The organism is Actibacterium sp. D185-2 (assembly GCF_054954595.1).
In genome coordinates this window covers 1-23,647 of record NZ_JBPWNX010000004.1, presented here as the reverse complement: position 1 = coordinate 23,647, position 23,647 = coordinate 1, and the positions used below count along the sequence as shown (strand labels likewise).

25 protein-coding genes are annotated in these 23,647 nt (G+C 64.9%); 18 read left to right on the top strand and 7 right to left on the bottom strand.

The window, feature by feature from the left end:
- Positions 1 to 185: 185 nt before the first annotated feature.
- From ACSR1C_RS08725 to ACSR1C_RS08705, 5 genes are all read left to right on the top strand, one after another.
- On the top strand, positions 186 to 317 hold the full coding sequence (locus ACSR1C_RS08725; RefSeq protein ID WP_460259262.1) for a hypothetical protein: 132 nt from the start codon (positions 186 to 188) through the stop codon (positions 315 to 317).
- A 66-nt stretch (positions 318 to 383) separates the two neighbouring features.
- The gene (locus ACSR1C_RS08720) at positions 384 to 743 is read left to right on the top strand and encodes a hypothetical protein (RefSeq protein ID WP_460259263.1); all 360 of its coding nucleotides are present in this window, start codon (positions 384 to 386) and stop codon (positions 741 to 743) included.
- A gap of 328 nt (positions 744 to 1,071) precedes the next feature.
- A complete protein-coding gene (locus ACSR1C_RS08715) occupies positions 1,072 to 1,272 on the top strand; it encodes a hypothetical protein (protein WP_460259264.1) in 201 nt (66 codons plus the stop codon).
- Positions 1,273 to 1,403: 131 nt separating this feature from the next.
- Entirely contained in the window at positions 1,404 to 3,404 is a 2,001-nt protein-coding gene (locus tag ACSR1C_RS08710) for an acetyl-CoA carboxylase biotin carboxylase subunit (protein ID WP_460259265.1), read from the top strand.
- A 16-nt stretch (positions 3,405 to 3,420) separates the two neighbouring features.
- Positions 3,421 to 4,329: a hypothetical protein gene (locus ACSR1C_RS08705; RefSeq protein WP_460259266.1), complete on the top strand. Its 909-nt coding sequence runs from the start codon at positions 3,421 to 3,423 to the stop codon at positions 4,327 to 4,329.
- Between the two features lie 22 nt (positions 4,330 to 4,351).
- Here the strand turns inward: ACSR1C_RS08705 and ACSR1C_RS08700 are convergent, their stop codons facing one another.
- Positions 4,352 to 4,819 carry a DUF4174 domain-containing protein gene (locus ACSR1C_RS08700; RefSeq protein WP_460259267.1) on the bottom strand — a complete coding sequence of 156 codons (468 nt, stop codon included), beginning with the start codon at positions 4,817 to 4,819 and terminating at the stop codon, positions 4,352 to 4,354.
- A gap of 102 nt (positions 4,820 to 4,921) precedes the next feature.
- On the opposite strand from ACSR1C_RS08700, the gene scpA reads away from it, so the two are divergent.
- The 6 genes from scpA to ACSR1C_RS08670 all read left to right on the top strand — a co-directional run bounded on the left by scpA (position 4,922) and on the right by ACSR1C_RS08670 (position 10,519).
- Positions 4,922 to 7,057 carry a methylmalonyl-CoA mutase gene (scpA, locus tag ACSR1C_RS08695; RefSeq protein ID WP_460259268.1) on the top strand — a complete coding sequence of 712 codons (2,136 nt, stop codon included), beginning with the start codon at positions 4,922 to 4,924 and terminating at the stop codon, positions 7,055 to 7,057.
- Positions 7,058 to 7,288: 231 nt separating this feature from the next.
- Positions 7,289 to 7,906, top strand: coding sequence for a VOC family protein (locus ACSR1C_RS08690; RefSeq protein ID WP_460259269.1), 618 nt, complete (start codon positions 7,289 to 7,291; stop codon positions 7,904 to 7,906).
- A complete protein-coding gene (locus ACSR1C_RS08685) occupies positions 7,906 to 8,403 on the top strand; it encodes a GNAT family N-acetyltransferase (RefSeq protein WP_460259294.1) in 498 nt (165 codons plus the stop codon). The genes ACSR1C_RS08690 and ACSR1C_RS08685 overlap by 1 nt, the downstream gene beginning before the upstream one ends.
- Before the next feature lie 31 nt (positions 8,404 to 8,434).
- Positions 8,435 to 9,118 (top strand): TerB family tellurite resistance protein, encoded by a 684-nt coding sequence (locus ACSR1C_RS08680; protein WP_460259270.1) that lies wholly within the window; start codon positions 8,435 to 8,437, stop codon positions 9,116 to 9,118.
- The gene (locus ACSR1C_RS08675) at positions 9,115 to 10,149 is read left to right on the top strand and encodes an endonuclease/exonuclease/phosphatase family protein (protein ID WP_460259271.1); all 1,035 of its coding nucleotides are present in this window, start codon (positions 9,115 to 9,117) and stop codon (positions 10,147 to 10,149) included. Before ACSR1C_RS08680 ends, ACSR1C_RS08675 begins: the two co-directional genes overlap by 4 nt.
- Positions 10,150 to 10,186: 37 nt before the next feature.
- Positions 10,187 to 10,519, top strand: a complete 333-nt coding sequence (locus ACSR1C_RS08670; protein ID WP_460259272.1) for an AAA+ family ATPase — start codon at positions 10,187 to 10,189, stop codon at positions 10,517 to 10,519.
- 8 nt (positions 10,520 to 10,527) lie between these two features.
- Here the strand turns inward: ACSR1C_RS08670 and ACSR1C_RS08665 are convergent, their stop codons facing one another.
- The 4 genes from ACSR1C_RS08665 to ACSR1C_RS08650 are packed head-to-tail and all read right to left on the bottom strand — an operon-like array spanning position 10,528 to position 16,096.
- Complete coding sequence (locus ACSR1C_RS08665) at positions 10,528 to 12,075, bottom strand: Ppx/GppA family phosphatase (RefSeq protein WP_460259295.1); 1,548 nt, start codon at positions 12,073 to 12,075, stop codon at positions 10,528 to 10,530.
- A 52-nt stretch (positions 12,076 to 12,127) separates the two neighbouring features.
- Positions 12,128 to 14,296, bottom strand: a complete 2,169-nt coding sequence (locus ACSR1C_RS08660; RefSeq protein ID WP_460259273.1) for an RNA degradosome polyphosphate kinase — start codon at positions 14,294 to 14,296, stop codon at positions 12,128 to 12,130.
- 36 nt (positions 14,297 to 14,332) lie between these two features.
- Entirely contained in the window at positions 14,333 to 15,019 is a 687-nt protein-coding gene (locus tag ACSR1C_RS08655; RefSeq protein WP_460259274.1) for a P-loop NTPase family protein, read from the bottom strand.
- On the bottom strand, positions 15,020 to 16,096 hold the full coding sequence (locus ACSR1C_RS08650) for an AI-2E family transporter (protein WP_460259275.1): 1,077 nt from the start codon (positions 16,094 to 16,096) through the stop codon (positions 15,020 to 15,022).
- A gap of 133 nt (positions 16,097 to 16,229) precedes the next feature.
- Here ACSR1C_RS08650 and proS point away from each other — a divergent pair, with 133 nt between their 5' ends.
- The 7 genes from proS to ACSR1C_RS08615 all read left to right on the top strand — a co-directional run bounded on the left by proS (position 16,230) and on the right by ACSR1C_RS08615 (position 22,490).
- Positions 16,230 to 17,621 (top strand): proline--tRNA ligase, encoded by a 1,392-nt coding sequence (gene proS / locus ACSR1C_RS08645; RefSeq protein ID WP_460259276.1) that lies wholly within the window; start codon positions 16,230 to 16,232, stop codon positions 17,619 to 17,621.
- A gap of 31 nt (positions 17,622 to 17,652) precedes the next feature.
- On the top strand, positions 17,653 to 18,159 hold the full coding sequence (locus ACSR1C_RS08640; RefSeq protein WP_460259277.1) for a DUF2937 family protein: 507 nt from the start codon (positions 17,653 to 17,655) through the stop codon (positions 18,157 to 18,159).
- A gap of 118 nt (positions 18,160 to 18,277) precedes the next feature.
- Positions 18,278 to 19,564, top strand: coding sequence for a lipoprotein-releasing ABC transporter permease subunit (locus ACSR1C_RS08635; RefSeq protein ID WP_460259278.1), 1,287 nt, complete (start codon positions 18,278 to 18,280; stop codon positions 19,562 to 19,564).
- A complete protein-coding gene (locus ACSR1C_RS08630) occupies positions 19,557 to 20,234 on the top strand; it encodes an ABC transporter ATP-binding protein (protein ID WP_460259279.1) in 678 nt (225 codons plus the stop codon). Before ACSR1C_RS08635 ends, ACSR1C_RS08630 begins: the two co-directional genes overlap by 8 nt.
- A 138-nt stretch (positions 20,235 to 20,372) precedes the next feature.
- Positions 20,373 to 21,599: a calcium-binding protein gene (locus ACSR1C_RS08625; protein ID WP_460259280.1), complete on the top strand. Its 1,227-nt coding sequence runs from the start codon at positions 20,373 to 20,375 to the stop codon at positions 21,597 to 21,599.
- 76 nt (positions 21,600 to 21,675) lie between these two features.
- Positions 21,676 to 22,074 carry a c-type cytochrome gene (locus ACSR1C_RS08620; RefSeq protein WP_460259281.1) on the top strand — a complete coding sequence of 133 codons (399 nt, stop codon included), beginning with the start codon at positions 21,676 to 21,678 and terminating at the stop codon, positions 22,072 to 22,074.
- Entirely contained in the window at positions 22,050 to 22,490 is a 441-nt protein-coding gene (locus tag ACSR1C_RS08615) for a L,D-transpeptidase (protein ID WP_460259282.1), read from the top strand. The genes ACSR1C_RS08620 and ACSR1C_RS08615 overlap by 25 nt, the downstream gene beginning before the upstream one ends.
- 2 nt (positions 22,491 to 22,492) lie before the next feature.
- Here the strand turns inward: ACSR1C_RS08615 and ACSR1C_RS08610 are convergent, their stop codons facing one another.
- Together ACSR1C_RS08610 and ACSR1C_RS08605 are read right to left on the bottom strand one after the other, a co-directional pair.
- Positions 22,493 to 22,939, bottom strand: coding sequence for a DMT family transporter (locus ACSR1C_RS08610; protein ID WP_460259283.1), 447 nt, complete (start codon positions 22,937 to 22,939; stop codon positions 22,493 to 22,495).
- A 72-nt stretch (positions 22,940 to 23,011) separates the two neighbouring features.
- Positions 23,012 to 23,527 carry a DUF4238 domain-containing protein gene (locus ACSR1C_RS08605; RefSeq protein WP_460259296.1) on the bottom strand — a complete coding sequence of 172 codons (516 nt, stop codon included), beginning with the start codon at positions 23,525 to 23,527 and terminating at the stop codon, positions 23,012 to 23,014.
- Positions 23,528 to 23,647 lie beyond the last annotated feature (120 nt).

Here is a 23,647-nt window from a genome sequence, read left to right as displayed (position 1 = left end):
TGGCCAGGCGGCAGCGCTGCGTCATTCGCGCCACAACGTATCATTGTGCGCGGATGGGCATATGCGTTTGATTTGCTTTGGGCTATGATTTGGTTGGGTCACGCATTTGTGCCCTGCATAATTGGCATGGCCGGGCTGCTGCATAAGCTGTGGATACCGGCCCTGCACAGGAACAGGAGTGAAGCATGTCGAACACTGTCAAAACCCTCATGGCTGTCTGCCTCGTGGCCTTCACCGCAGCATGCGCCGCGGAAGAAGAAGTCGTGTATGTCGAGCCGACCCCGGTCGTGTCCGAGCCGGTTTACACCAAGTACTGATCGGATTTCGGGGCGGGTTTTTTCGCCCGCCCCGGCCATCCGCCCCCTGACCGGAAGGGGCGCGTGATGTTGAAATACAAGGGCTTCCCCAGCCGTCTTCCGGGTACCGATTATCAGTTCACCATTCGACGCGAGAACAAGAAGGCTGTGACCCCTCTTGTGGCGCGGGAACGGTTTGCCGACCGCCGCCCGGCCGACCGGCGCGCCGATGCGGGGTTTCTGGCCGCGTTATGGGCGTATTTCGGCGATGAACCCTTCACGCGCGGCAATCTGGATGCCGGCCGGCTGAGCTGGCTGTTCGGCCGCGAGGTCGTCGCGGCCGAGGATCCGTTCGATCCCGAAAGTTATGACGCGCTGCTGCGGATCGACGTGGCGCGCGCGCAGGCCGCGTTCCCCGAGGTGTTCAGCGGGGGGCAATCGGCATGATCTTGCCCGCAATCTCCGGTTTTGGGCAAAAAACGGCCCAATCGACCGCCTGTGGGATATCGGACTTTGCCCGCGTGACGAATTGCGACACGCTTGGGCATGAGCAGACCCGCTTCTTGCGTCGTTGCGGGTCTGTTTGTTCAAACCGTTACCCTTCCCCTTCCCTCTGGTCTGGCCCGTCTCGGGTCAGACCAGACCCTTTTTCATTCCGCGATCATGATCGGCAAAGCGTTGCCGCAGGGCTGAATGCGTGCATTTGCCGCTTGGCAACTGTCGGGGTCCGGCGGCATAGTAATGCCGTAACAATCCTCAGTAAGGGCGGAGCAGAATGCACAAACTCAAACTCATCGTGGTCCCGGCGCTTTTCCTCGCGCTTGCGGGCTGTCTGGAAGACGATAGCGAGCGGGCGCTGGCCGGCGCGGCGGCGGGTGCTGTCGTGGCCGATGTCCTGGATGAAAATGTCATTGCCGGTGCGGCCATTGGTGCCGCTGGCGGTGCTCTGTGCGACGACGCGGGTATCTGTAACTGATATCAAGACCGGGCGGGCCTTCGGGCCTGACCATATTCAATTGAAAGCCATCGGGGCCGTGGGCCCGGGTGGCTTTTTTCGTGTTCAGGCCGGGGCGGCATGGCCCCGGTCCACTGCTGGAAGGGACTGAGATGTTCAAGAAGATCCTGATCGCAAACCGGGGGGAAATCGCCTGCCGGGTCATCAAGACCGCACGCAAGATGGGGATCGCGACCGTGGCGATCTATTCGGACGCGGATAAAAACGCGCTGCATGTGGCGATGGCCGACGAGGCGGTGCATATCGGCCCGGCGCCGGCCAATCAGTCCTATATCGTGATCGAGAAGGTGATGGACGCGATCCGCCAGACCGGCGCCGAGGCGGTGCATCCCGGTTACGGCTTTCTGTCGGAAAACAAGCTGTTCGCCGAGGCGCTGGCCAAGGAAGGCGTGGCCTTCATCGGGCCGCCCGCCGGCGCGATCGAGGCGATGGGCGACAAGATCACCTCGAAAAAGCTGGCGCAGGAGGCCGACGTGTCGACCGTGCCCGGCTTCATGGGGTTGATCGACGACGCCGAACATGCGGTGAAAATCTCAAACGAGGTCGGCTATCCGGTGATGATCAAGGCCTCTGCCGGTGGCGGCGGCAAGGGGATGCGCATCGCCTGGAACGACGACGAAGCGCGTGAAGGCTTCCAAAGCTCGAAGAACGAGGCGGCCAACAGCTTTGGCGACGACCGCATCTTCATCGAGAAATTCGTGACCCAGCCGCGCCATATCGAAATTCAGGTGTTGTGCGACAGTCACGGCAACGGCGTCTATCTGGGCGAGCGCGAATGCTCGATCCAGCGCCGCAACCAGAAGGTCATCGAAGAGGCGCCCAGCCCCTTCCTGGACGAAGCCACCCGCAAGGCGATGGGCGAACAGGCCGTGGCCCTGGCCCATGCGGTGGATTACGCCAGCGCGGGCACCGTGGAATTCATCGTCGACGGCGACCGCAACTTCTATTTCCTGGAAATGAACACCCGTCTGCAGGTGGAACATCCGGTGACCGAGCTGATCACCGGCATCGATCTGGTGGAACAGATGATCCGGGTGGCGGCGGGCGAAAAGCTGTCAATCGCGCAAAAAGACGTCAAGCTGACCGGCTGGGCGATGGAAAGCCGGCTTTACGCCGAGGATCCCTATCGCAACTTCCTGCCCTCGATCGGGCGGTTGTCGCGCTATCGCCCCCCGGTCGAAGAGGTGCGCCCCGGTGCGGTGGTGCGCAACGATACCGGCGTCTATGAGGGCGGCGAGATCAGCATGTATTACGACCCGATGATCGCCAAGCTGTGCACTTGGGCGCCGACCCGGGCCGAGGCGATCGAAGAGATGCGCATCGCGCTGGATACGTTCGAGGTCGAGGGGATCGGCCACAACCTGCCGTTCCTGTCGGCCGTGATGGATCATCCGAAATTCGTGTCGGGCGACATCACCACCGCCTTCATCGCCGAGGAATACCCCGACGGGTTCAGCGGCGTGGATCTGCCCGCCGAAGACCTGCGCCGGGTGGCGGCGGCTGCGGCGGCCATGTACCGCGTGACCGAGATTCGCCGCACGCGCATTTCCGGCACCATGGACAACCACGAGCGCAAGGTGGGCCGCGACTGGACCGTGGCCGCGCAGGGCCAAAGCTTTGCCGTGACGATCGACGCCGACCCGCAGGGCGCCACGGTGATCTTCGACGATGGCGACAGCCACCGGGTGGCGTCGGACTGGACGCCGGGCCAAAGCCTGGCGCGGATCGACATCGACGGCGATCCGCTGGTGCTGAAGGTTGGCAAGGTGACCAGCGGCTTCCGCATGCGCACCCGCGGCGCCGATCTGAAGGTCAATGTCTACAGCCCGCGTCAGGCGGAACTGGCGGCGTTGATGCCCGAAAAACTGCCGCCCGATACCTCGAAGCTGCTGCTGTGCCCGATGCCCGGCCTGATCGTGAAGGTCAATGTGGAAGAGGGCCAGGAGGTGCAGGAAGGTCAGGCGCTGTGTACCGTCGAGGCGATGAAGATGGAAAACATCCTGCGCGCCGAGAAGAAGGCCATCGTGTCGAAGATCAACGCCGTCCCCGGCGACAGCCTGGCGGTGGACGACGTGATCATGGAATTCGAGTGAGCAGGGACCCGGCGGCATGGATCTGATCCTGCATCTTGGTGCGCACCGCACCGGCTCGACAGCTTTCGAGGAAAGCCTGTCGGCCAATGCGGCTGTGTTGCGGGATGAGGGGCTGGTGATCTGGCCGCCGAAGGTTCTGCGCCGGATGCCGGGCTTTTCGAGGATCAATGCACCCCAGGATCAGGCAGAGGTCACGGCCGCCGCCGCGGCGCTGTCGGACGGGTTTGCGGCTGCGCGGCAGGCGGGGGTCGGGCGGTTGCTGCTGTCCGAGGAAAACATGATCGGCACCATGGCGCGAAATCTGCGCGCCCAGGCGCTTTATGGCGATGCGCGGGCGCGGCTGGCCGCCTATGCCGCGATCCTGCCGCAGGCGCCGCGCCGGGTGGCGCTGGGGATCCGGTCCTATACGGATTACTGGCGCTCGGCCTATCTTTATGTGCTGCGCCGCCGGGCCTTGCCCGCCTTCGATGGGCTGGCCGGGCCGCTGGCGCAGGCGCGTCAGGGCTGGCTCGATCTGGTCGCGGCGGTGGGGGCGGTCTTTCCGGGGGCCGAGATCGTGATCTGGCCGCAAGAGGCGCTGGAGGGCCGGGTGCTGGAAACCGCCTGTCAGGTCATCGACCGGGACGCCGGGGCCGGGGGGCTGACCCCGCCGACAGGCCGGGTCAATGCGGCACCTTCGGCGGCGGATGTGCCGCTGATCTTTCGCCTGCGCACGGCCGAGCCGGATCTGGCCAACGCGGCGCTCGACGCGCGGCTGGCCGACCTGCGGGGCGCGGCCGACGACGCGCCGGTGCCGTCTTTCTTCAGCGCCGATCAGACCCGCGCGCTGGCCGGGCGCTATGACACGGATATCGCGGCGCTGGCACAGGGCCATTGCGGCGCGCGGCTGCTGCTGGGGGCGGACATGATGCAGGTGACGGCATGAACCCGCATCCCGCGCCGGTCCGTTATTCGCTGACCCGGCGGTCGCGGACTTCCTGCTGGCGCAGCGGCATCTTGTCGATTGCGCGCGACAGTTCGCGCACGTCCCAGGGGAACGGTTTGCGCAGCGCCACGGTGCCGTCCTTGGCGATCAGCACCAGCATGAAGCCGCGCGGGCGCAGCTTCTTGCGGGCCGCCGACATCGCGGCCGGGTCGGTATCGGTCACGATCACCACGTCGCGGGTGGCCAGTTCCGCCGGCAGGGCGGCCAGCAGTTCCATCTGCTGGGTGAAACGTGGGTCGGCCGGCGTGTCGGCGAAGACCACCACCGGCCGCGCCAGCCACTGGAATGCGGTCAGATCGACCTCGGCGGCGTCCATGATCACGGTCGGGTCGGCCTGCCAGCGCGCCAGCGGCGTGTCGGCGGGGGCCTCGGTCGCGGCGGCGGTCAGTGGCGCAAGCAGCAGCACCAATAAGGTTGCGAGAGTTTTCATGACTCCTCCGATCCCGTCCCATATAGGCGGCGAACGGGGGAATGCGAAGGCCGAACACGCCCGACGCGGGCAGGGCCATCCCAAGATCAGGAGGAAAATCCGATGACGGACAAGACAAAAGCCTGGGCCGACATGGCCACCAAGGAACTGCGGGGCCGTCCGCTGGACGCGCTGACCTGGCACACCCCCGAAGGGATCGACGTCAAGCCGCTGTATACCGAGGCGGATACCGAAGGTCTGCCGCATATGGGGTCCGTCCCCGGCGAGGCCCCGTTCACGCGCGGCCCCAAGGCCACGATGTATGCCGGTCGCCCCTGGACGATCCGGCAATATGCGGGCTTTTCCACCGCCGAGGCTTCGAACGCCTTCTACCGCAAGGCGCTGGCCGCCGGGCAGCAGGGTGTGTCGGTGGCCTTCGATCTGGCCACCCACCGCGGCTATGACAGCGACCACCCGCGCGTCGTGGGCGACGTGGGCAAGGCCGGTGTGGCCATCGACAGCGTCGAGGACATGAAGATCCTGTTCGACGGCATCCCGCTGGACAAGGTGTCGGTCTCGATGACCATGAACGGCGCGGTGATCCCGATTCTGGCGAATTTCATCGTGGTGGGCGAAGAACAGGGCCATGACCGCGCCGTGCTGTCGGGCACCATTCAGAATGACATTCTGAAAGAGTTCATGGTGCGCAACACCTATATCTATCCGCCCGAACCCTCGATGCGGATCATTTCGGACATCATCGAATATACCTCGACCGACATGCCGAAGTTCAACTCGATCTCGATTTCCGGCTATCACATGCAGGAGGCCGGCGCGAACCTTGTGCAGGAACTGGCCTTTACCCTGGCCGACGGCAAGGAATATGTGCGCGCGGCACTGGAACGCGGGCTGGATGTGGATGCCTTTGCCGGGCGGCTGTCGTTCTTCTTTGCCATTGGCACCAACTTCTTCATGGAAATCGCCAAGCTGCGCGCCGCGCGGTTCCTGTGGCACCGGATCATGAGCGAGTTCAACCCCAAGGATCCCAAGTCGCTGATGCTGCGCACCCATTGCCAGACCAGCGGCGTGTCGCTGCAAGAGCAGGACCCCTATAACAACATCGTGCGCACCGCCTATGAGGCGATGAGCGCGGTGCTGGGCGGCACCCAGTCGCTGCACACCAATGCATTCGACGAGGCGATCGCCCTGCCGACCGAGTTTTCGGCCCGCGTGGCGCGCAACACCCAGCTGATCCTGCAAAACGAGACCAAGGTGACCAAGGTCGTCGATCCGCTGGCGGGGTCGTACTATGTCGAGAAGCTGACCGCCGATCTGTGCGAAGAAGCCTGGAAGATCATCGAAGAGGTCGACGAGATGGGCGGCATGACCAAGGCCGTGGCCACCGGCATGCCCAAGCTTCGCATCGAAGAGGCCGCCGCGCGCTATCAGGCCGCTGTCGACCGGGGCGACGAGGTGATCGTCGGCGTCAACAAGTTCCGGCTCGATAAGGAAGATCCGATCGACATTCTGGATGTCGACAACGTGGCGGTGCGCGAAAGTCAGGTGGCACGGCTGGCCCAGACCCGCGCCAACCGCGATGCCGCCGCCTGCGATGCCGCGCTCGCGGCGCTGGAAGAGGCCGCCAAAAGCGGCAAGGGCAACCTGTTGCGGCTGGCGGTCGAAGCCGCCCGCGCGCGCGCAACCGTCGGGGAAATCAGCATGGCGATGGAAAAGGCATTCGGGCGGCACCGGGCCGAGGTCAAGACATTGGCCGGCGTTTACGGCGCCGCCTATGCGGGCGACGAAGGTTTTGCCGCGATCCAGAAATCGGTCGAGGATTTCGCCGAGGCCGAAGGCCGCCGCCCGCGGATGCTGGTGGTCAAGATGGGCCAGGATGGCCACGACCGCGGCGCCAAGGTGATCGCCACGGCGTTCGCCGATATCGGCTTCGACGTGGATGTGGGCCCGCTGTTCCAGACCCCCGAGGAGGCGGCGCAGGATGCGGTGGACAATGACGTGCATGTGGTGGGCATCAGCTCTCAGGCCGCCGGTCACAAGACGCTGGCGCCCAAGCTGGTCGAGGCGCTGAAGGCCGCAGGCGCCGAGGATATCATCGTGGTTTGCGGCGGGGTGATCCCGCAGCAGGACTATCAGTTCCTGTATGACGCGGGCGTCAAGGCGATCTTCGGGCCGGGCACCAATATCCCCGAGGCCGCACAGGGCGTGCTGAAGCTGATCGCCGAGGCGAAGGCGGGCTGAACACGGCCCGTTGCGAAACCGTCAGGTCCGTGCCGCTGGCGGCGTGGGCCTGACCCTTGAGGGAAAAATCTTCCCGAAGATTTTTCAGGCAGAAGAAATTTCGTGAAATTTCTTCCTTCCCGGCGCTGCGTGGTCCGGGCAAGGCCATATGCCAGGCATTGATCACCTGGATCGTTTTCCGCCATTATCCGGCCAAGCCGCCCCGGTCCGGGGCTGCCTTTGAGGGACGACATGATCGTACTTGACCATATCGCAGTATCCGCTGCGTCGCTTGGTGCGGGCGTGGCCCATGTCGAAACCGTGCTGGGTGTCCGGCTTGGCCCCGGCGGGGTGCATCCGGCGATGGGCACGCATAACCGGCTGCTGCATCTGGGCCCGGGGCTGTACCTGGAGGTGATCGCCATCGACCCAACCGCCGCGCCACCCGGCCGGGCGCGCTGGTTCGATCTGGACCGGTTCACCGGCCCGGCGCGCCTGACCAACTGGATCGCCCGCACCGATGACCTGGAGGCCGCGATTGCCGCCTCGCCCGATGGGATCGGCGTGCCGCTGGCGTTGACGCGCGGCGATCTGAGCTGGCGCATGGCGGTGCCGGGCGACGGGCGGCTGCCGTTCGACGGCGCCTATCCCGCGCTGATCGAATGGCAGGGGGCGGCGCATCCGGCGGCGCTGTTGCCCGATGCGGGCTGCCGCCTGCGCGCGCTTGAGGTGACCCACCCCGATGCCCGCGGCCTGCGCCGCGCGCTGACCGGGCTGCTGGACGATCCGCGCGTCGCGATTGCCGAGGGGGCCGCCCCGGCCCTGCGCGCCGAGATCGAAACGCCGGGCGGGATGCGGGTGCTGACATGATCATCCGCGCCGCTGGGCCGGGCGATATCCCCGCGATCATGTCGATCTGGAACCCGGTGATCCGCGACACGCTGATCACCTTCAATCCGCAGGAAAAAACCGCCGCCGATCTGGCGCATCTGCTGGCGGCGAAGGCGGATGCCGGTCATCCGTTCCTTGTCGCCGAAGCGGCCGGGCTGGTGCTGGGTTTCGCCACCTACGGCGCGTTCCGCAGCGGCGCGGGCTATGCCCATACCATGGAGCATACGGTGATTCTGGCCCCCGCCGCGCGCGGGCAGGGGACAGGCCGCGCCCTGATCGCGGGGCTGGTGGCACAGGCCCGCGCGGCGGGCGCGCATTCGCTGATCGCGGGTGTCAGCGCGGCCAATCCGGGCGGCGTGGCGTTTCACGCGGCTGTGGGCTTTGCCGAGGTCGCGCGGCTGCCGCAGGTCGGGCGCAAGTTCGACCAGTGGCTGGATCTTGTGCTGATGCAGAAATTCCTGGATTTCCCGGCCTGACTTGCCGCACCGCAGCCTATAGAGTTGCGCCATGTCCTTGTGGTCGCGCATAACTGATGCCGTTTCGGCGCTTGCGAAAGGCGAAAGCCTGGCGCAGGTCTTTGACCGTCTGCGCACCCCGCCCGAGCGCCGGGTGGCGTTTGCCATCGCGGTGATCGCGCTGGGCGCCAAGATGGCCAAGGCCGACGGGCACGTCACCCGCGACGAGGTCACCGCCTTCCGCGAGGTGTTCACCATCCCGCAATCCGACAGCGCCAGTGCGGCGCGGGTCTTCAACTTGGCCCGGCAGGACGTGGCCGGGTTCGAGGAGTACGCCCACCGCATCCGCCGCATGTTCGGCGAGGATGACGCGCCGCTGGCCGATCTGCTGGAGGGGCTGTTCCACATCGCCGTGGCCGATGGCGAATATCACCCCGCCGAGGATGCGTTCCTGCTGCGCGTGGCCGAGATTTTCGGCCTGGACGGGCGGTGTTTCCATGTGTTGCGGGCGCGGTTCGTGCCCGATGCGGCGCCCGATCCCTATCAGGTGCTGGGCGTGTCGCGCGACGATACGCTGGCCGAGATCCGCAAGGTCTGGCGCGCGGCGGTGCGCGACGCCCATCCCGATCGGATGCAGGCCCGCGGTGTGCCGAAAGAGGCGGTAAAACTGGCCGAAAAGCGGCTGATCGCGATCAACCGGGCGTGGCGGGACATTTCACAGGAGCAGGGCGGGTGAGGATCGCCACCTACAATGTCGAATGGTTCAACAATCTGTTCGACGACGAGGGCAACCTGCTGGACGATGGCGAATGGTCGGGCCGACGGGATGTGACCCGCCGCGCGCAACTGGCGGCGCTGGGCATTGTCTTTACCGCGCTTGATGCCGATGCGGTGATGATCATCGAGGCGCCCGACCACAACGGCCACCGCGCCACGGTGCGGGCGCTGGAAAACTTCGCCGCCACGATGGGGCTGCGCACCCGCCGCGCGCTGGTGGGGTTCCAGAACCACACCCAGCAGGAAATCGCGCTGCTGTATGATCCCGACGTGCTGACGGCGCGCCACGATCCGCAGGGGGCCGAGACCGGCAAGCGGGGCTCGCCCGATGCGCCGCGGTTCGACGGGGTGTTCCGCTGGGATGTGGATGTGGACGGCACGTCCGATCTGATCCGCTTTTCCAAGCCGCCGCTGGAACTGGCGGTGGAAACCGCCGCCGGCGCGCGGTTCCGCATGATCGGGGTGCATGTCAAATCGAAGGCCCCGCATGGCGCGCGCTCGAAAAAAGAGATCATGCGCCTGTCGATCGACAACCGGCGCAAGCAGTTGGCGCAATGCATCTGGCTGCGCCAGCGGGTGCTGCAGCATCTGGCGGCGGGCGATCCGCTGATCGTGCTGGGCGATTTCAACGACGGCCCCGGCCTGGACGAGTATGAAAAGCTGTTCGGCCGCTCGGGGGTCGAGATCGTGCTGGGCACCGACGAAACCGACGATACCCAGCGCCTGTTCGATCCCCATGCGCGCCAGGCGTTGCAGGGGCGGCTGTGCGCGCAGCCCGCCACGGCGCGGTTTTTTCTGATCCATGAGATGTGCTATCTGTCGGCCTTGCTCGATTACATCATGGTGTCGCCCGACCTGCGCGACAGAGACCCGCATTGGCGTATCTGGCATCCGTTCGACGATCCCGGCTGCTATGCCATCCCCGAACTGCGCGAGGCGCTGCTGGCCGCATCGGATCATTTCCCGGTGACCCTGGATATTGCATTGTGAACTTCAAACGACTCGCCCCTGCGCCTATATTGGGGCCATGAAACGCATTGCCGCCCTTGGCCTGCTGGCCCTGCTGATGACGCCGCCCGCCCACGCGCAGGAGGCGATGCCGGACTTGCCGCAAAATGAAGGCCCGAAGGCCGGCGCCGATGACGATATTTCCGAAGGGTTCGACCTGTTGGGCGAAGGCGCGAAGCGGTTGTTCCGGGGGCTGACCGACAGCATGGAACCGGCGCTGCGCGAATTGATGGGGCTGATCGACGATATCGACGCCTATGAAATGCCCGAACGGCTGCCCAATGGCGATATCATCATCCGCCGCAAGCTGCCCATGCCCGAACCCGTGCCGGAAGGCGAGATCGAGATCTGAGGGTCGCCTCAGCCGCGCTTGGTTTTGACCCGGGTTTCCACCCCCAGCGATTTCGCGAGCGAGGCAAACCGCGCCTCGGCCACTTCGCCGAACAGCCCGACGGCGGCCGGATCCAGCCACAATTCCAGCACCTTCTTTTTCGGGAAATAGCGCAGCTCGGCCATCTGGTCGGGCGCTTCGGTCGAGAACATGGCGCCAAAGCGCATCGCCTTTCCCAGAACCTCGGCATCTTGAATCTGCTTGTCGGTCAGCAGCGAAAACAGCGGCTCGAACCGGCTGCCGCTACGGGAATTCTTGTAGCGGTGCAGCAGCGCCAGCCCCAGAAACACCCGGCCCTCGTGATCCAGGCCACCCAGATTGGCGCGGGTGGCATTGTCGAAACAAACCTCGTGCCGGTAATCGGGATGCGCGCGCCAGGCGGTGTCGTGCAGCAGGCAGGCCGCCTTGATCAGCCGCTTGCGGTCGTCGCCGGCGGCGTTGAACAGTGGCAGCACAAAGGCATAAAGCCGCCGCCCGAAGCCCGGCAGCCGGGCCGAGCTGGCCTCGGCAAAGCGGCAGGCCTCGATCAGTGGGTCGCGTTCGCGCAGCCGTTCGGGCATCTGTTCGTATAACAGACCCTCGCGGATGCCATAGCTGGAGACGAATATCTCGCGCGGTTTGAAGGTCGCCAGAAGCTGTTTCAGCACCTGCGCCGCGACCGGCACCAGCGCCATCCGCTCGGACGACACACCGCTGCGCGCGCGCAGCACATCGGGATCGTTCGCGGCGATCCAGGTGATCGTGTTGTTGATCGACTGGCGCGTCATCCGGTATTCGTGCAGCACCGTCAGCGGATAGCCGCGCCGCTCCATGTCCAGCCGGGCAATCGCGCGCCACGAGCCGCCGACCAGGAACAGCCGCTTGTGACCGGTGCCCATCCGGTCGGCCAGATCGGCGATGGTGGCGCCGATGTATTTCTTCAGCCCCTTGGTGCCGCCCTTTACATCGCGCAGCTTCAGCGGACCCAGCGCCGAGGTCACGCGCTTGCCGACGCGGCCGCCGGTCAGTTCGGCCAGTTCCATCGACGAGCCGCCGATGTCGCAGACCAGCCCCTCGGCCCCCGGCCAGCCCAACAGTACGCCCTGGGCCGACAGGCGGGCCTCTTCCTCGCCGTCGATGACCCACAGTTTCAGGCCGGTTTCGCGTTCCACTTCGGCGCGGAACTCGGCGCCGTCCTCGGCATCGCGCACGGCGGCGGTGGCGACCGCGGTCAGCGGCGTGGCGCCCATGCCCTGGGCCAGCAGCGCAAAGCGGCGCAGCGCCGACAGCGCCCGGCGGCGGCCTTCGGGGTTCAGCCGCCCGGTTTCGCCCAGGCCCGCGCCCAGGCCGCACATCAGCTTTTCATTGTAGAAATAGGCCGGGCTGCGCGCCGCGCCGTCGAACACCACCAGCCGGACCGAGTTGGAGCCCACATCCACCACGCCGACGCGCGACAGCGCCCGCGCCTGGGGATCGTCGAAAAGCGGGCGCCCGAACGGCCCCCAATCTTCGCTGCGCTGTTCGGTGCCGCCATCCATGCGCGTCTCTCCGCTGGCTTTGTCCGACCTTGCCAAGACTTCGCCCATCAGGTCAATCTTTCGAATGGGCAAGTTTGGGCACATCCGCCGCCCCTGCCGTGCCGCGCCCCGAAAGCGACGGGTTTTCCATGAAGAACCGGTGGCAGTTGAATGCGTCGTCTGTCACGGGATAGCGGGTATAGCTGTTGTCAGGGTTCATCACCCAGCTTTGCGCGGTATCGGCCAGGTTGGCGGCCATGATCTGGTTCACGATCTGCGCCTTGACCGTATCGTTGCGGATATCCACCAGGGTTTCGACCCGGCGGTTCAGGTTGCGGCCCATCCAGTCGGCCGACGAGATATAGACCTTGGCCTTTTTCGAGGGCAGCCCGTGACCATTGCCGAAACAGGCGATGCGGGAATGTTCCAAAAACCGCCCGACGATGGATTTGACCCGGATGTTTTCCGACAGGCCCCGGATGCCGGGGCGGATGCCGCAGATGCCGCGCACCACCAGGCTGATCTTCACGCCGGCACCGCTGGCGGCATAAAGCTCGTCGATCACGTCGGGTTCGATCAGCGAGTTGACCTTGACCCAGATCTCGGCCGGCCGCCCGGCGCGGGCGAATTCGGCCTCGCGGCGGATCCGGTCGATCAGGGTGGATTTCAGGTTCAGCGGCGAGATCGCCAGGTTTTCCAGCCCCTCGGGTTCGGCATAGCCGCCGACATAGTTGAACACCTTGGTCGCGTCGCGCCCCAGCGCCGCGTCGCAGGTGAAGAAGCTGAGATCGGTATAGATCCGCGCGGTGATCGGGTGGTAATTGCCGGTGCCGTAATGGGTATAGGTCACCAGCTGGTCGCCTTCGCGCCGGACCACGGCGCTGATCTTGGCGTGGGTCTTGTAGTTGATGAAGCCGTAAACCACATGCGCGCCGGCGCGTTCCAGCCGCCGGGACTGCTGAATATTCGCGGCCTCGTCGAACCGCGCCTTCAGCTCGATCAGTGCGGTGACCGATTTTCCGTCTTCGGCCGCCTCGCACAGCGCGCTGACGATGGGCGAGTTTTTGGACGTGCGGTACAGCGTCTGCTTGATCGCCAGAACGTCGGGATCGCGCGCCGCCTGTTGCAGGAAACGCACCACCATGTCGAAGGTTTCATAGGGGTGGTGCAGCAGCATGTCCTTTTGCCGGATCGCGGCGAACATGTCGCCGTCGTGGTCCTGTACCCGTTCGGGCACCCGCGGCGTGAACGAGGGCCACAGCAGATCGGGCCGCGCGTCGATCACAAGTTCCGACAGGTCGGCCACGCCGATCAGGCCGCGCATCTCGACCACTTCGGCCTCGGTGATGTGCAACTCGTTCATGATCACCTGGCGCAGCTCTTCTGGCGCGCCGGCGGACAGTTTCATGCGCACCACCTCGCCGCGGCGGCGGCGTTTCAGCGCGACCTCGAATTCGCGCACCAGATCCTCGGCCTCGTCCTCGACCTCCAGATCGCTGTCGCGCAGCACCCGGAAGGTGCAGCTTCCGGTGGCGCGGTAGCCGGGAAACAGCGACGAGACATGGATCAGCAGCAATTCTTCAAGCGGCAGGAACCGGTGATGCCCCGCGCGGCCGGGCAATGGCACGAACCGATCGATCTGGTTGGGGATCGGCAGCAGCGCCTGCAACGGGCGGCTGTCGCTTTCGCGTTCAAGCTGCAGCGCCAGACAAAAGCCGGTATTGGGAATGAAGGGGAAGGGATGCGCCGGGTCGATCGCCAGCGGCGACAGCACCGGGAACACCTTGTTCAGGAAATGCTCTTTCAGATGCGTCCTGTCGCCCTTGGTCAGCTTCGAGCGGGTGAGGATGTGGATATCCTCTTCCTCCATCTCGCGTTTCAGCTGGTTCCAGACCGTCTGTTGCGCCTGCAGCAGCTTGCGCGCGTCCTTGTCGATCAGCACCAGTTGCTCGGCCGGGGTCAGCCCGTCGGCGGCGGGGGTGCTGTTGCCGGCCTTGGCCAGTTCGCGCAGACCGGCGACGCGCACGGTATAGAATTCATCCAGATTGGTGGCCGAGATCGACACGAAACGCACCCGTTCCAGCAGCGGCACACGCGGATTTCGCGCCTCGTCCAGCACCCGCCAGTTGAAGCCCAGCCAACTGAGTTCGCGGTTGCAGAACCGTTTCGGCCCGGTGCGCTGGGGTTCCGGCACGCTGACGGGTTCGGGAAGCGGGGATCGAAGGAAATCTGCCGGTGTCATGGGACGCTGGGCCTGCCTGTCGCTGGAGCGGACCCTTTATTGCCCGTGTGGCGGGGGGATGTCCAGCACCTCTGCCGCCAGTTTTTCGCTGATTTTGCGCCCCGTGGCCAGTGCCTGTTGGTCCAATGCGGCCACCAGCGCCTGGGCTGCGGCAAAGGACCGCTCCATCCGGCCCAGCAGATAGGGGATCAGCCGGGCCGGCACCTGAAGCTGGCGGTCGGCGAACAGCTTGACCAACAGTGCCGCCAGCAGCGCGTCGTCGGGCGCGTCCAGCGTGGCGGTGGCGGTGGCCTCCATCCGGCTGCGCAGGTCGGGCAGGGTCAGCGGCCACAGGTTCGGCGCGGCCCGCGCGGTCAGCAGCAGCGTGCCGCCCTCGGCCAGCAGAAGGTTGTGCAGGTGAAACAGCGTCTCTTCGGCGGCGGCATCGCCACCGATCCGGTCGGCATCCTCGACCACCACCGCCCGGCTGGCGGCCAGCGCTGCGATATCGGCCCCGGCCAGATCGGCGGCGGACAGGATTTCGGCGCCGGTCAGGCCGGCCCAGACATGCGCCAGATGGGTCTTGCCCGCGCCTTCGGGGCCGACCAGCATCAGCTTGTGCGCAGGCCAGGCCTGCCAGTCCTCGACCAGGGCCACGGCCAGCGCATTGGCCGGCGAGACGAAGAAGTCACCCCGCCCCCGTGCCGGGCGCAAGGGCAGATCGAAGGTCAGTTGCTTGGACATTCAGTTATCGCTATCGCGCCCGGTTCCGGTCAGGCCCTTGAACAGGCGGCTGTCCAGATATTGCGCCACCGCATAGCGGGTCAGCACCCCGAGCGAGGCGGCCACCGGCACCGCGATCAGCATTCCGACGAAGCCGAACAGCGTACCGAACGCGGCCAGTGCGAAGATCAGCCAGACCGGGTGCAGCCCGACGCTGTCGCCGACCAGTTTGGGGGTGATGATGTTGCCCTCGACGATCTGCCCGCCGATATAGATGACCGCGACCAGCCCGATCATCACCCAGTCGCCCCAGAACTGGAACACCGCCAGCCCGATTGCCACGACCCCGCCCAAGATCGAACTGATATAGGGGATGAAGGCCAGCAGCCCGGACAAAAAGCCGACGATCAGCCCGAATTGCAACCCGACCAGCATCAGCGCGATCGCATAGAACGTCCCCATGATCAGGCAGACCGTGCCCTGACCGCGGATGAACCTGGCCAGGGTATTATCGACCTCGCGCGCCAGCTTGCGGATGATCGGGGCGTGATCCAGCGGCAGCAGCCTGTTGATCTCGGCCACCATGTTGTCCCAGTCCATCAGCAGATAGAAGGTGATGACCGGCACCAGAACCAGCAGCACGGCCAGGTTGATCACGCTCAGCGCCGAGGTGATCAGCCCGTTCAGCAATTCGCCGCCCTTGGACTGGATCATGTCCCCCAGCCCGACCAGCGACCGGCGCAGGGTCGAGCCCTCGTTCATCAGCGACGGGAACCGTTCGGTCAGGAAGGTTTGCAGGTTCTGCGCCAGTTTCGGCGCCACATCGACCAGCGCCAGCGCCTGTTCCACCAGTGCGGGCAACACCAGCAACGCCACCATGACGAACAGCACCAGGGCCATCCCGGTGATGGTGACGGTCGCCCAGACGCGGCTGAAATGCCGCCGTTCCAGCCAGTCGGCAAGCGGGTCCAGGCAATAGGCGATCCCCATGCCCAGCGCGAAGGGCAGGATCACATCGCCCAGCAGCCACAATGCACCCAGAAACGCCGCCGCGGCGACGGTCCAGTATTTGGCTTGTTCGCGAACGGGTAACGCCATGTCGCCTCCTGTCGGTTCCGGTTCAGTCTTCACCGATGACGGCGCGCGTTGCAAGGGGCGCGAGGCGCTTGTCTGGCCGCGGGCGATGGCATAGACGGGTGCGCAACCGTCATTCCAGGAGGCCCGCGATCCCATGCGCCTGTCCCGCTATTTTCTGCCCGTGCTCAAGGAAACCCCAGCCGAGGCGCAGATCGTCAGCCACCGCTACATGCTGCGCGCCGGCATGATCAAGCAGGCCGCCGCCGGGATCTATTCCTGGTTGCCGCTGGGTTTCAGGGTGCTCAAGAGGATCGAGCAGATCGTGCACGAGGAGCAAATCCGCGCGGGTCATATTCCGATGCTGATGCCGACGCTGCAATCGGCCGATCTGTGGCGCGAGAGCGGCCGCTATGACGATTACGGCGAAGAGATGCTGCGCATCACCGACCGGCACGGGCGCGACATGCTGTACGGCCCCACCAACGAAGAGCTGATCACCGATATCTTCCGGTCCTACGTCGGCAGCTACAAGGAACTGCCGCTGACGCTGTATCACATCCAGTGGAAATTCCGCGACGAGATCCGCCCGCGTTTCGGCGTGATGCGCGGGCGCGAGTTCTACATGAAGGACGGTTATAATTTCGACCTGACCAAAGAGGACGCGCTGCACGCCTATAACCGCCATCTGGTCAGCTATCTGCGCACCTATGAGCGGCTCGGCCTTCAGGCGATTCCGATGCGCGCGGATTCGGGCCCGATCGGCGGCGACGACACCCATGAATTCCTGGTGCTGGCCGATACCGGCGAATCCGAGGTGTTCTATGACAGCGCGGTGACCGATATCAGCCTGGGCGACCGGCAGATCGACTATGACGACAAGGGCCAGTGCCAGGCGGTGATGGAGGAGTTCACCTCGCTTTACGCCCGCACCGACGAAACCCATGATGCGGCCGTGTTCGCGCAGATCCCCGAAGAGCGCCGCCGCACCGCGCGCGGCATCGAAGTGGGGCAGATCTTCTATTTCGGAACCAAGTATTCCGAGGCGATGAACGCGGTTGTGTCCAATGACAAGGGCGAGCGCGTGCCGGTGCATATGGGCAGTCACGGGATCGGGGTCAGCCGTCTGGTCGGCGCGATCATCGAGGCCAGCCATGACGACAAGGGCATCATCTGGCCCGAGGGTGTGACGCCCTTCCATGTCGGCATCGTCAACCTGAAACAGGGCGACGCCGAGGCCGACGCGGCCTGTGACGCGCTCTATGAAAGCGTCATCGCGCTGGGGCTGGAGCCGCTGTATGATGACCGCAACGAACGCGCCGGCGGAAAATTCGCGACGATGGACCTGATCGGCCTGCCCTGGCGGATCACGGTGGGGCCGCGCGGGTTGAAAAACGGTGTGGTCGAACTCACCTGTCGCAGGACGGGCATCAGCGAAGAGCTGCCGCCCGAACAGGCGGTGGAAAAGGTGGCGGCAATCTATGCCCCGCATCACGGCACGGCGATGACCGAGCCGATGGCGCAGCGGGCGTTCCACACCTGGATTTGACGCGGGCAGGCCGCGGGCGGGAGAGCGGGCAATGATCCTCAGAAATCTCGCGTTTGCGGGCGGGTTGGCCGGGGCGGTGGCCCTGTCGCAATTCCCCGAGTTTTCGCAGCAATATCTGCAACGGCTGTCCGGCGCGGTGGATGAGTTGCGGGTGGTGGCCACGGCCTTCGATCTGAGCGCGAAGGCCACCGGCCTGAGCCGCGATCAGGCGCTGGCCCGGATCGAAGGCTCGGAATTCGAGGACACCCTGCGCGACACGATGACCGCCAGTCTGGCGCGCTATGACCGGCTGCAGGGCGATTACGACAGCCTGAAGGACCGGACCGTGCTGCAACGGCTGGCCCGGCCCTGGCATTTTTCCGACCCGGAACTGGCCCGCCGGACCTGGGACGATTTCAAGCCGGCGGTGCCGGTCACCGCCGACGGGCTGATCTGCGCCGGGCTGGGATTTGCCGGGGGCTGGCTGATCGTGATGGGGCTGTTTGCCGGGCTGCGGCGGCTGTTTGTGGGTGGTTCATCCCGGCGCGCGGGGGGATGAAAAATCTTCACGAAGATTTTTCCGGCCGAAGATTTTTCACGAAAAATCTTCCATGCGGCGGCGCTTGACGGCGCCCCCGAACCTCAGCACCCTGCGTGCAACAAGAACAGGAGCAGACGTGGCCAATCGCACCGCACCCTTTGCCGGGTTTGAATGGATGATCGCCTGGCGTTATCTGCGCGCGCGCCGCTCGGAAGGCGGGGTCAGCGTGATGACCTGGATCAGCCTGATCGGCATCACCCTGGCCGTGGCCGCGCTGATCATCACGCTGGCGGTGCGGGCCGGGTTCCGCGCCGAATTCGTGGATACGATCCTGGGCGCCAATGCCCATGTCACGGTCTATTCGGCGGTCCATGTCACCGAAACCGGACAGACCACCCGCACCATTGCCGATTACGCCGAAATGGCCGGGCGCATTGCCGCGATCCCCGGCGTGACCCGCGCCGCGCCGCTGGTCAAGGGGCAGGTCATGGCCTCGGTGCTGGGCAACAATGCGGGGGCCGAGGTGTTCGGCATCACGCTTGCCGATCTCAAGACCGTCCCGCGCATCGCCAGCCCCGAGGTATCGCTGGGCGATATCGACCGGCTGGACGACGGCATCGCCATCGGTACCGGCCTGGCGCGCAGCCTGGGGGTGTCGGTCGGCGACAAGGTCAAGCTGATCTCGCCCAACGGGGTCAAGACCGCCTTCGGCACCTCGCCGCGGGTCAATGCCTATGAGGTGGTCTATATCTTCCAGGCCGGGCGATACGAGATCGACCGCACCCGTATCTACATGCCTTTCGCCGAGGCGCAGACCTATTTCAACCGCGAAGGCGCCGCCGACGAGATCGAGGTGATGGTCGAAGAGCCCGAAGCGGTCGACGATCTGGCGCCCGCGCTGCTGGGCGCGGGCGGGCCGCGAACCCTGTTGTGGACGTGGCGCGATGCATCGGGCGCATTCCTGAAAGCGCTGGATGTCGAGGATACGGTGATGTTCGTGCTGATGTCGGTGCTGGTGCTGATCGCGTCGATGAACATCATTTCGGGGCTGGTGATGCTGGTCAAGAACAAGGGCCGCGATATCGGCATCCTGCGCACGGTGGGGCTGAGCGAGGGGTCTATCTTGCGGATATTCTTTCTGTGCGGATCGCTGGTCGGGCTGGTGGGCACCGCCATGGGCGTGGTGCTGGGCTGCCTGTTCGCGATCTATTTCGACCCGATCCTGGCCTTCGTGAACGGTGCGTCGGGCGGCGGGGTCTGGGATGCGTCGATCCGGGGTATCTATAAACTGCCGGCCAAGTTGCAGGTCAACGATGTGCTGTCGGCGGTGGCGCTGTCGCTGGCGCTGTCTTTCGGCATCACCATCTTTCCCGCCCGCCGTGCGGCGCGGATGAACCCGGTAGAGGCGCTGCGCTATGAATGATCCGGTGCTGGTGCTGACGGGGATCCAGAAGGCCTATAACAAGGGCCGTCCGAGCGAGGTGACGGTGCTGCGTGACGCCAGCCTGACCATCGCGCCGGGCGAGGTGGTGGCGCTGGTCGCGCCGTCGGGGGCGGGCAAGTCGACGTTGCTGCATATCGCCGGGCTGTTGGACACGCCCGATGCGGGCCATGTGGCAATCGCGGGGCAGGCGGCCACGACGCTGTCCGACCGCAAGCGCACCGCGATCCGGCGCAACGATGTGGGCTTTGTCTATCAGTTCCACCATCTGCTGCCCGAATTCACGGCGCTGGAAAACATCGTGCTGCCGCAGCTAGCCAATGGTGTGCCGCACAAGGCGGCCGAGGCCCACGCCCGCGATCTGCTGGCCCGTGTCGGTGTCGCCGCGCGCGCCGATCACCGCCCGGCGGCCCTGTCGGGCGGCGAGCAGCAGCGCGTGGCCTTTTGCCGGGCGCTGGCCAACCGGCCGCGCCTGCTGTTGGCCGACGAACCCACCGGCAATCTGGATCCGGCAACCGCGGACACGGTTTTCGCGGCGCTGATGGAACTGGTGCAGGGCACCGGCCTGTCGGCGCTGATCGCCACCCATAACATGGAACTGGCCGGGCGGATGGACCGTATCATGCATCTTCGGGACGGGCGGCTGGTCTGACTCGGGCCTTTGTTTCGGTCTGCGAAACAGGCGGCTGTCCCGGTTTCCATACGGGCAACGCCTGCGGCCTGTTAACATTAGTAAATAGGGTGGTTTTTCCTTAATTTGGCCTCATTCAATATGATTCGAGGCAGATCCATGATTGCTCTAATTACGCTTTTTTCTGCAGGACTTTGGTATGGTCTGTATGAATGGATCGACGACGATAACGATAACGATAACGATAACGATTCCGACAAAGAGACCGACGACCGTATCCTTGGGACCGAAGGCGACGATGTGCTGACCGGCACAGAGCTGGCCGATGTGATACGCGGCGAAGGCGGCGACGACAGCCTGTACGGCGAGGCCGGCAACGACACGCTGTCCGGCAATGACGGGAACGACCTGCTGGACGGCGGCACGGGCGACGATTTCTTAAGGGGCGGCCCCGGCGATGATGTGCTCTTTGGCGAAGAAGGTCGGGACACGCTGCAGGGCGACGAAGGCAATGACAGCCTGTATGGCGGGGCAGGCCCCGACGATCTGTCCGGCAACAAGGGTGATGACTATCTTGAGGGCGGCGATGGCGTCGACACCCTGCGCGGCGGCGATGGCGATGATTTCGTGACGGGCGGCCCCGATGCCGACACCGTTCTGGGGAACGAGGGCAATGATACGCTGTTCGGCGACAACGGCAGCGACGATCTGGACGGCGGGCCCGGCGACGATTTCCTGGATGGCGGCAACTGGCACGACACCCTGAGCGGCGGTACCGGGAATGACGTGGTGCTGGGCGGCGCGGGCGACGATGTTCTGGACGGCCTGCTGGGTGACGATCTGTTGCTGGGCGGTGAAGGGGACGATCTGGTCCGGGGCGGCGACGGAAACGACACGCTTTATGGTGAAGACGGCGATGACGAGCTGCGCGGCGGCGCGCTGGACGATGTGCTGAACGGCGACGCCGGTGCCGATCTTTTGCAGGGCGGCGTCGGCAACGATGTCCTGAGCGGCGGCGATGGCGCCGATACGGAATTCGGCGAATCCGGCACCCCGTCGGCCGATATCCTGTATGGCGACAACGACGACGATCTGCTGTATCTGGGCGATACCGATACCGGCTTTGGCGGCAAGGGGGCGGATACGTTCGCCGTGCCCTATGTGAACGACGCACTGGTGGTGATCGGCGATTTCGTCTCGGGCGAAGATGCGATTTTGATCGAGGACAGCGATCCGGCCGGCCTGTCCGTGACCGACGAGACCGTGAATCCCGAGGGCGATCTGCTGGTGACGCTGTCCAACGGGACGGTGTTGCAATTCACCGGCCGCGACGTGCCGCTGGCATCGGGCGATCTGGGTATCGTGACCGGCGGCGTCTTCGCCTGACCCTTCGCTTGATCCGGGTCAAGGCGCGGGCGGCCCCGTGGGCCTAGGCTGATCCTGACACAGCCCGGAGGTTCCGATGCGACAGCTTCTTGCCGCGATGGTGGTCGCCACTGTCTGCGCCGTCCCGGCCCATGCCGATGAGGCCGCGCGCGGCGGTCCGCTGTTCCGGCAGCATTGTGCCACCTGCCATGGGATCGGCGCGCGGGGCGATGGGCCAATGGCCGCGATCCTGACGGTCGATGTGCCGGATCTGACCCGGCTTGCGGTCCGCAACGGCGGCGATTTTCCCACCCTCCAGGTAATCGCGGCGATTGACGGGCGCAGCCAGTTGCGCGGTCATGGCGGGCCGATGCCGGTCTTCGGCTTCGCGCTGGGCGGCGGCAGTGTCGCGCTCGACTTTCCCGATGGCAGCGTGATGGAAACTTCGGCCGATATTCTGGCGCTGGCCCGATGGCTGAACAGCGTGCAGCAATGAGCCGCCTGGCGTTGGCCCTGCTGGTGCTATTGGTCTGTGGCGCAGGCGCGCGGGCACAGGAGGTGCTGATCCATATCGACATTTCCGATCAGCAGATGATCGTGCACGAAGCCGGCGCGCCGCTTTACATCTGGCCGGTTTCGACCGCGCGGGCGGGCAAACGCACGCCGCTGGGCGTATTCACACCCAAGCTATTGAAGCGGGTGCATTATTCGACCCTTTATGACGGCGCGCCGATGCCCTGGTCGATCTTCTTTGCCGGAAATTACGCGATCCACGGCACCACGGCGGTGGATAATCTGGGCGCGCCCGCCTCGGCCGGCTGCATCCGCCTGGCTCCCGAAAATGCCGAAACGCTGTTTCACATGGTCGAGCAGGCGGGCCTGTCGGATACCCGCGTGGTGATCGTCGAATAGGTTCAGGCCCGCTGGGCCACGAACACCCCCAGCGCCATCAGCGCGATCCCCGCCGCGCGGGTCGGGTTCAGCGGCTGGGGCAGGGCGCCCATCAGCCCGAAATGGTCGATCAGGGCGGCGCTGATCAACTGCCCCAACAACACGAAGAACACCGCATTGCCGACCCCGAACCGGGGGGCGATCCAGGTGATCGACAGCACATAGAAGGCGATCAGAACCCCCGCGGCGAACAGATGCGCGGGTGCGTCGGGCGCATGGGACAAGGCACCCGGCCCCGAGATCAGCACCGCGATGGTGGCGGTGGTCAGCGCTACGGCAAACAGGCAGACGGCGGCGGCCACCGGACTGCCCAGCCGGGTACCCAATTGCGCATTCAGCGCCGCCAGCACCGGAATGCCGATGCCGGCGACCAGCATGACGCCGGCGTATCTGACGGTGGTGATGTCCATGCGGCGGTCCTCCCTGCGGGGAGGTTAGCGGGGGGAGAGGTGTAAAGGAAGGGGCCGGTCAGCGAACATTTTCTATGCTTGATTGCGGCCATTCCACTTGGTTGGTTTCTTACGTTTTCCGAAGACTCTATTGTAGAAAGTGACAATGCCATTCGGTGTCGGAACATGATTGAACTCAACCGTTGGCGAGATGTCCGCGAATTCTGATACCAGTCCGCGGTGGTTGGAAGTGCTTGCGTAGAACGCTTGGTAAGCAAAACGCGCAACAAGTCGGTTCATTTTGTGTACAAAGCCCTCCGTTGCGCATTGTCCTTCATATAGTCCAAACTCCAAGAAATAAGGCTTTGCTTCGATGCTTCCAAGGATGGCTAAATCTCGCGATACTGGAAAGAAGAATAGAATTGGATTGTTGGGGGCAATAGTATGCGGCCGCATGTTTTCATATGAAACAGAGGCGTCAAACCAGATGACAGGGTTGTCACTGGTGATGAAATCCACGTCTGTATTGTTTCTGATAATCGCGAAACCCAGCATACCTAACAGATTTGCAAATCCTTCTGAAATTTTGGGCATGGCGTGTATCGACAGAGACTGTGTGAAATTTTGTGCCCTGACGCGCTTTCTTACGCCATGGGGAAGCGGTCTTCGAACATGATGGCAAGTTGACTTCTGACAGCGTGCCATTCGCGCACGGCGCGCTTCCACTCG

What these genes read in the sequence shown, in the direction of transcription:
- ACSR1C_RS08725 (WP_460259262.1), top strand. Translation starts at nt 186, where the DNA reads ATGTCGAACACTGTCAAAACCCTCATGGCTGTCTGCCTCGTGGCCTTC.
- ACSR1C_RS08720 (WP_460259263.1), top strand. Translation starts at nt 384, where the DNA reads ATGTTGAAATACAAGGGCTTCCCCAGCCGTCTTCCGGGTACCGATTAT.
- ACSR1C_RS08715 (WP_460259264.1), top strand. Translation starts at nt 1,072, where the DNA reads ATGCACAAACTCAAACTCATCGTGGTCCCGGCGCTTTTCCTCGCGCTT.
- ACSR1C_RS08710 (WP_460259265.1), top strand. Translation starts at nt 1,404, where the DNA reads ATGTTCAAGAAGATCCTGATCGCAAACCGGGGGGAAATCGCCTGCCGG.
- ACSR1C_RS08705 (WP_460259266.1), top strand. Translation starts at nt 3,421, where the DNA reads ATGGATCTGATCCTGCATCTTGGTGCGCACCGCACCGGCTCGACAGCT.
- ACSR1C_RS08700 (WP_460259267.1), bottom strand. Translation starts at nt 4,819, where the DNA reads ATGAAAACTCTCGCAACCTTATTGGTGCTGCTGCTTGCGCCACTGACC.
- scpA (WP_460259268.1), top strand. Translation starts at nt 4,922, where the DNA reads ATGACGGACAAGACAAAAGCCTGGGCCGACATGGCCACCAAGGAACTG.
- ACSR1C_RS08690 (WP_460259269.1), top strand. Translation starts at nt 7,289, where the DNA reads ATGATCGTACTTGACCATATCGCAGTATCCGCTGCGTCGCTTGGTGCG.
- ACSR1C_RS08680 (WP_460259270.1), top strand. Translation starts at nt 8,435, where the DNA reads ATGTCCTTGTGGTCGCGCATAACTGATGCCGTTTCGGCGCTTGCGAAA.
- ACSR1C_RS08670 (WP_460259272.1), top strand. Translation starts at nt 10,187, where the DNA reads ATGAAACGCATTGCCGCCCTTGGCCTGCTGGCCCTGCTGATGACGCCG.
- ACSR1C_RS08665 (WP_460259295.1), bottom strand. Translation starts at nt 12,075, where the DNA reads ATGGATGGCGGCACCGAACAGCGCAGCGAAGATTGGGGGCCGTTCGGG.
- ACSR1C_RS08660 (WP_460259273.1), bottom strand. Translation starts at nt 14,296, where the DNA reads ATGACACCGGCAGATTTCCTTCGATCCCCGCTTCCCGAACCCGTCAGC.
- ACSR1C_RS08655 (WP_460259274.1), bottom strand. Translation starts at nt 15,019, where the DNA reads ATGTCCAAGCAACTGACCTTCGATCTGCCCTTGCGCCCGGCACGGGGG.
- ACSR1C_RS08650 (WP_460259275.1), bottom strand. Translation starts at nt 16,096, where the DNA reads ATGGCGTTACCCGTTCGCGAACAAGCCAAATACTGGACCGTCGCCGCG.
- proS (WP_460259276.1), top strand. Translation starts at nt 16,230, where the DNA reads ATGCGCCTGTCCCGCTATTTTCTGCCCGTGCTCAAGGAAACCCCAGCC.
- ACSR1C_RS08640 (WP_460259277.1), top strand. Translation starts at nt 17,653, where the DNA reads ATGATCCTCAGAAATCTCGCGTTTGCGGGCGGGTTGGCCGGGGCGGTG.
- ACSR1C_RS08630 (WP_460259279.1), top strand. Translation starts at nt 19,557, where the DNA reads ATGAATGATCCGGTGCTGGTGCTGACGGGGATCCAGAAGGCCTATAAC.
- ACSR1C_RS08625 (WP_460259280.1), top strand. Translation starts at nt 20,373, where the DNA reads ATGATTGCTCTAATTACGCTTTTTTCTGCAGGACTTTGGTATGGTCTG.
- ACSR1C_RS08620 (WP_460259281.1), top strand. Translation starts at nt 21,676, where the DNA reads ATGCGACAGCTTCTTGCCGCGATGGTGGTCGCCACTGTCTGCGCCGTC.
- ACSR1C_RS08615 (WP_460259282.1), top strand. Translation starts at nt 22,050, where the DNA reads ATGGCTGAACAGCGTGCAGCAATGAGCCGCCTGGCGTTGGCCCTGCTG.
- ACSR1C_RS08610 (WP_460259283.1), bottom strand. Translation starts at nt 22,939, where the DNA reads ATGGACATCACCACCGTCAGATACGCCGGCGTCATGCTGGTCGCCGGC.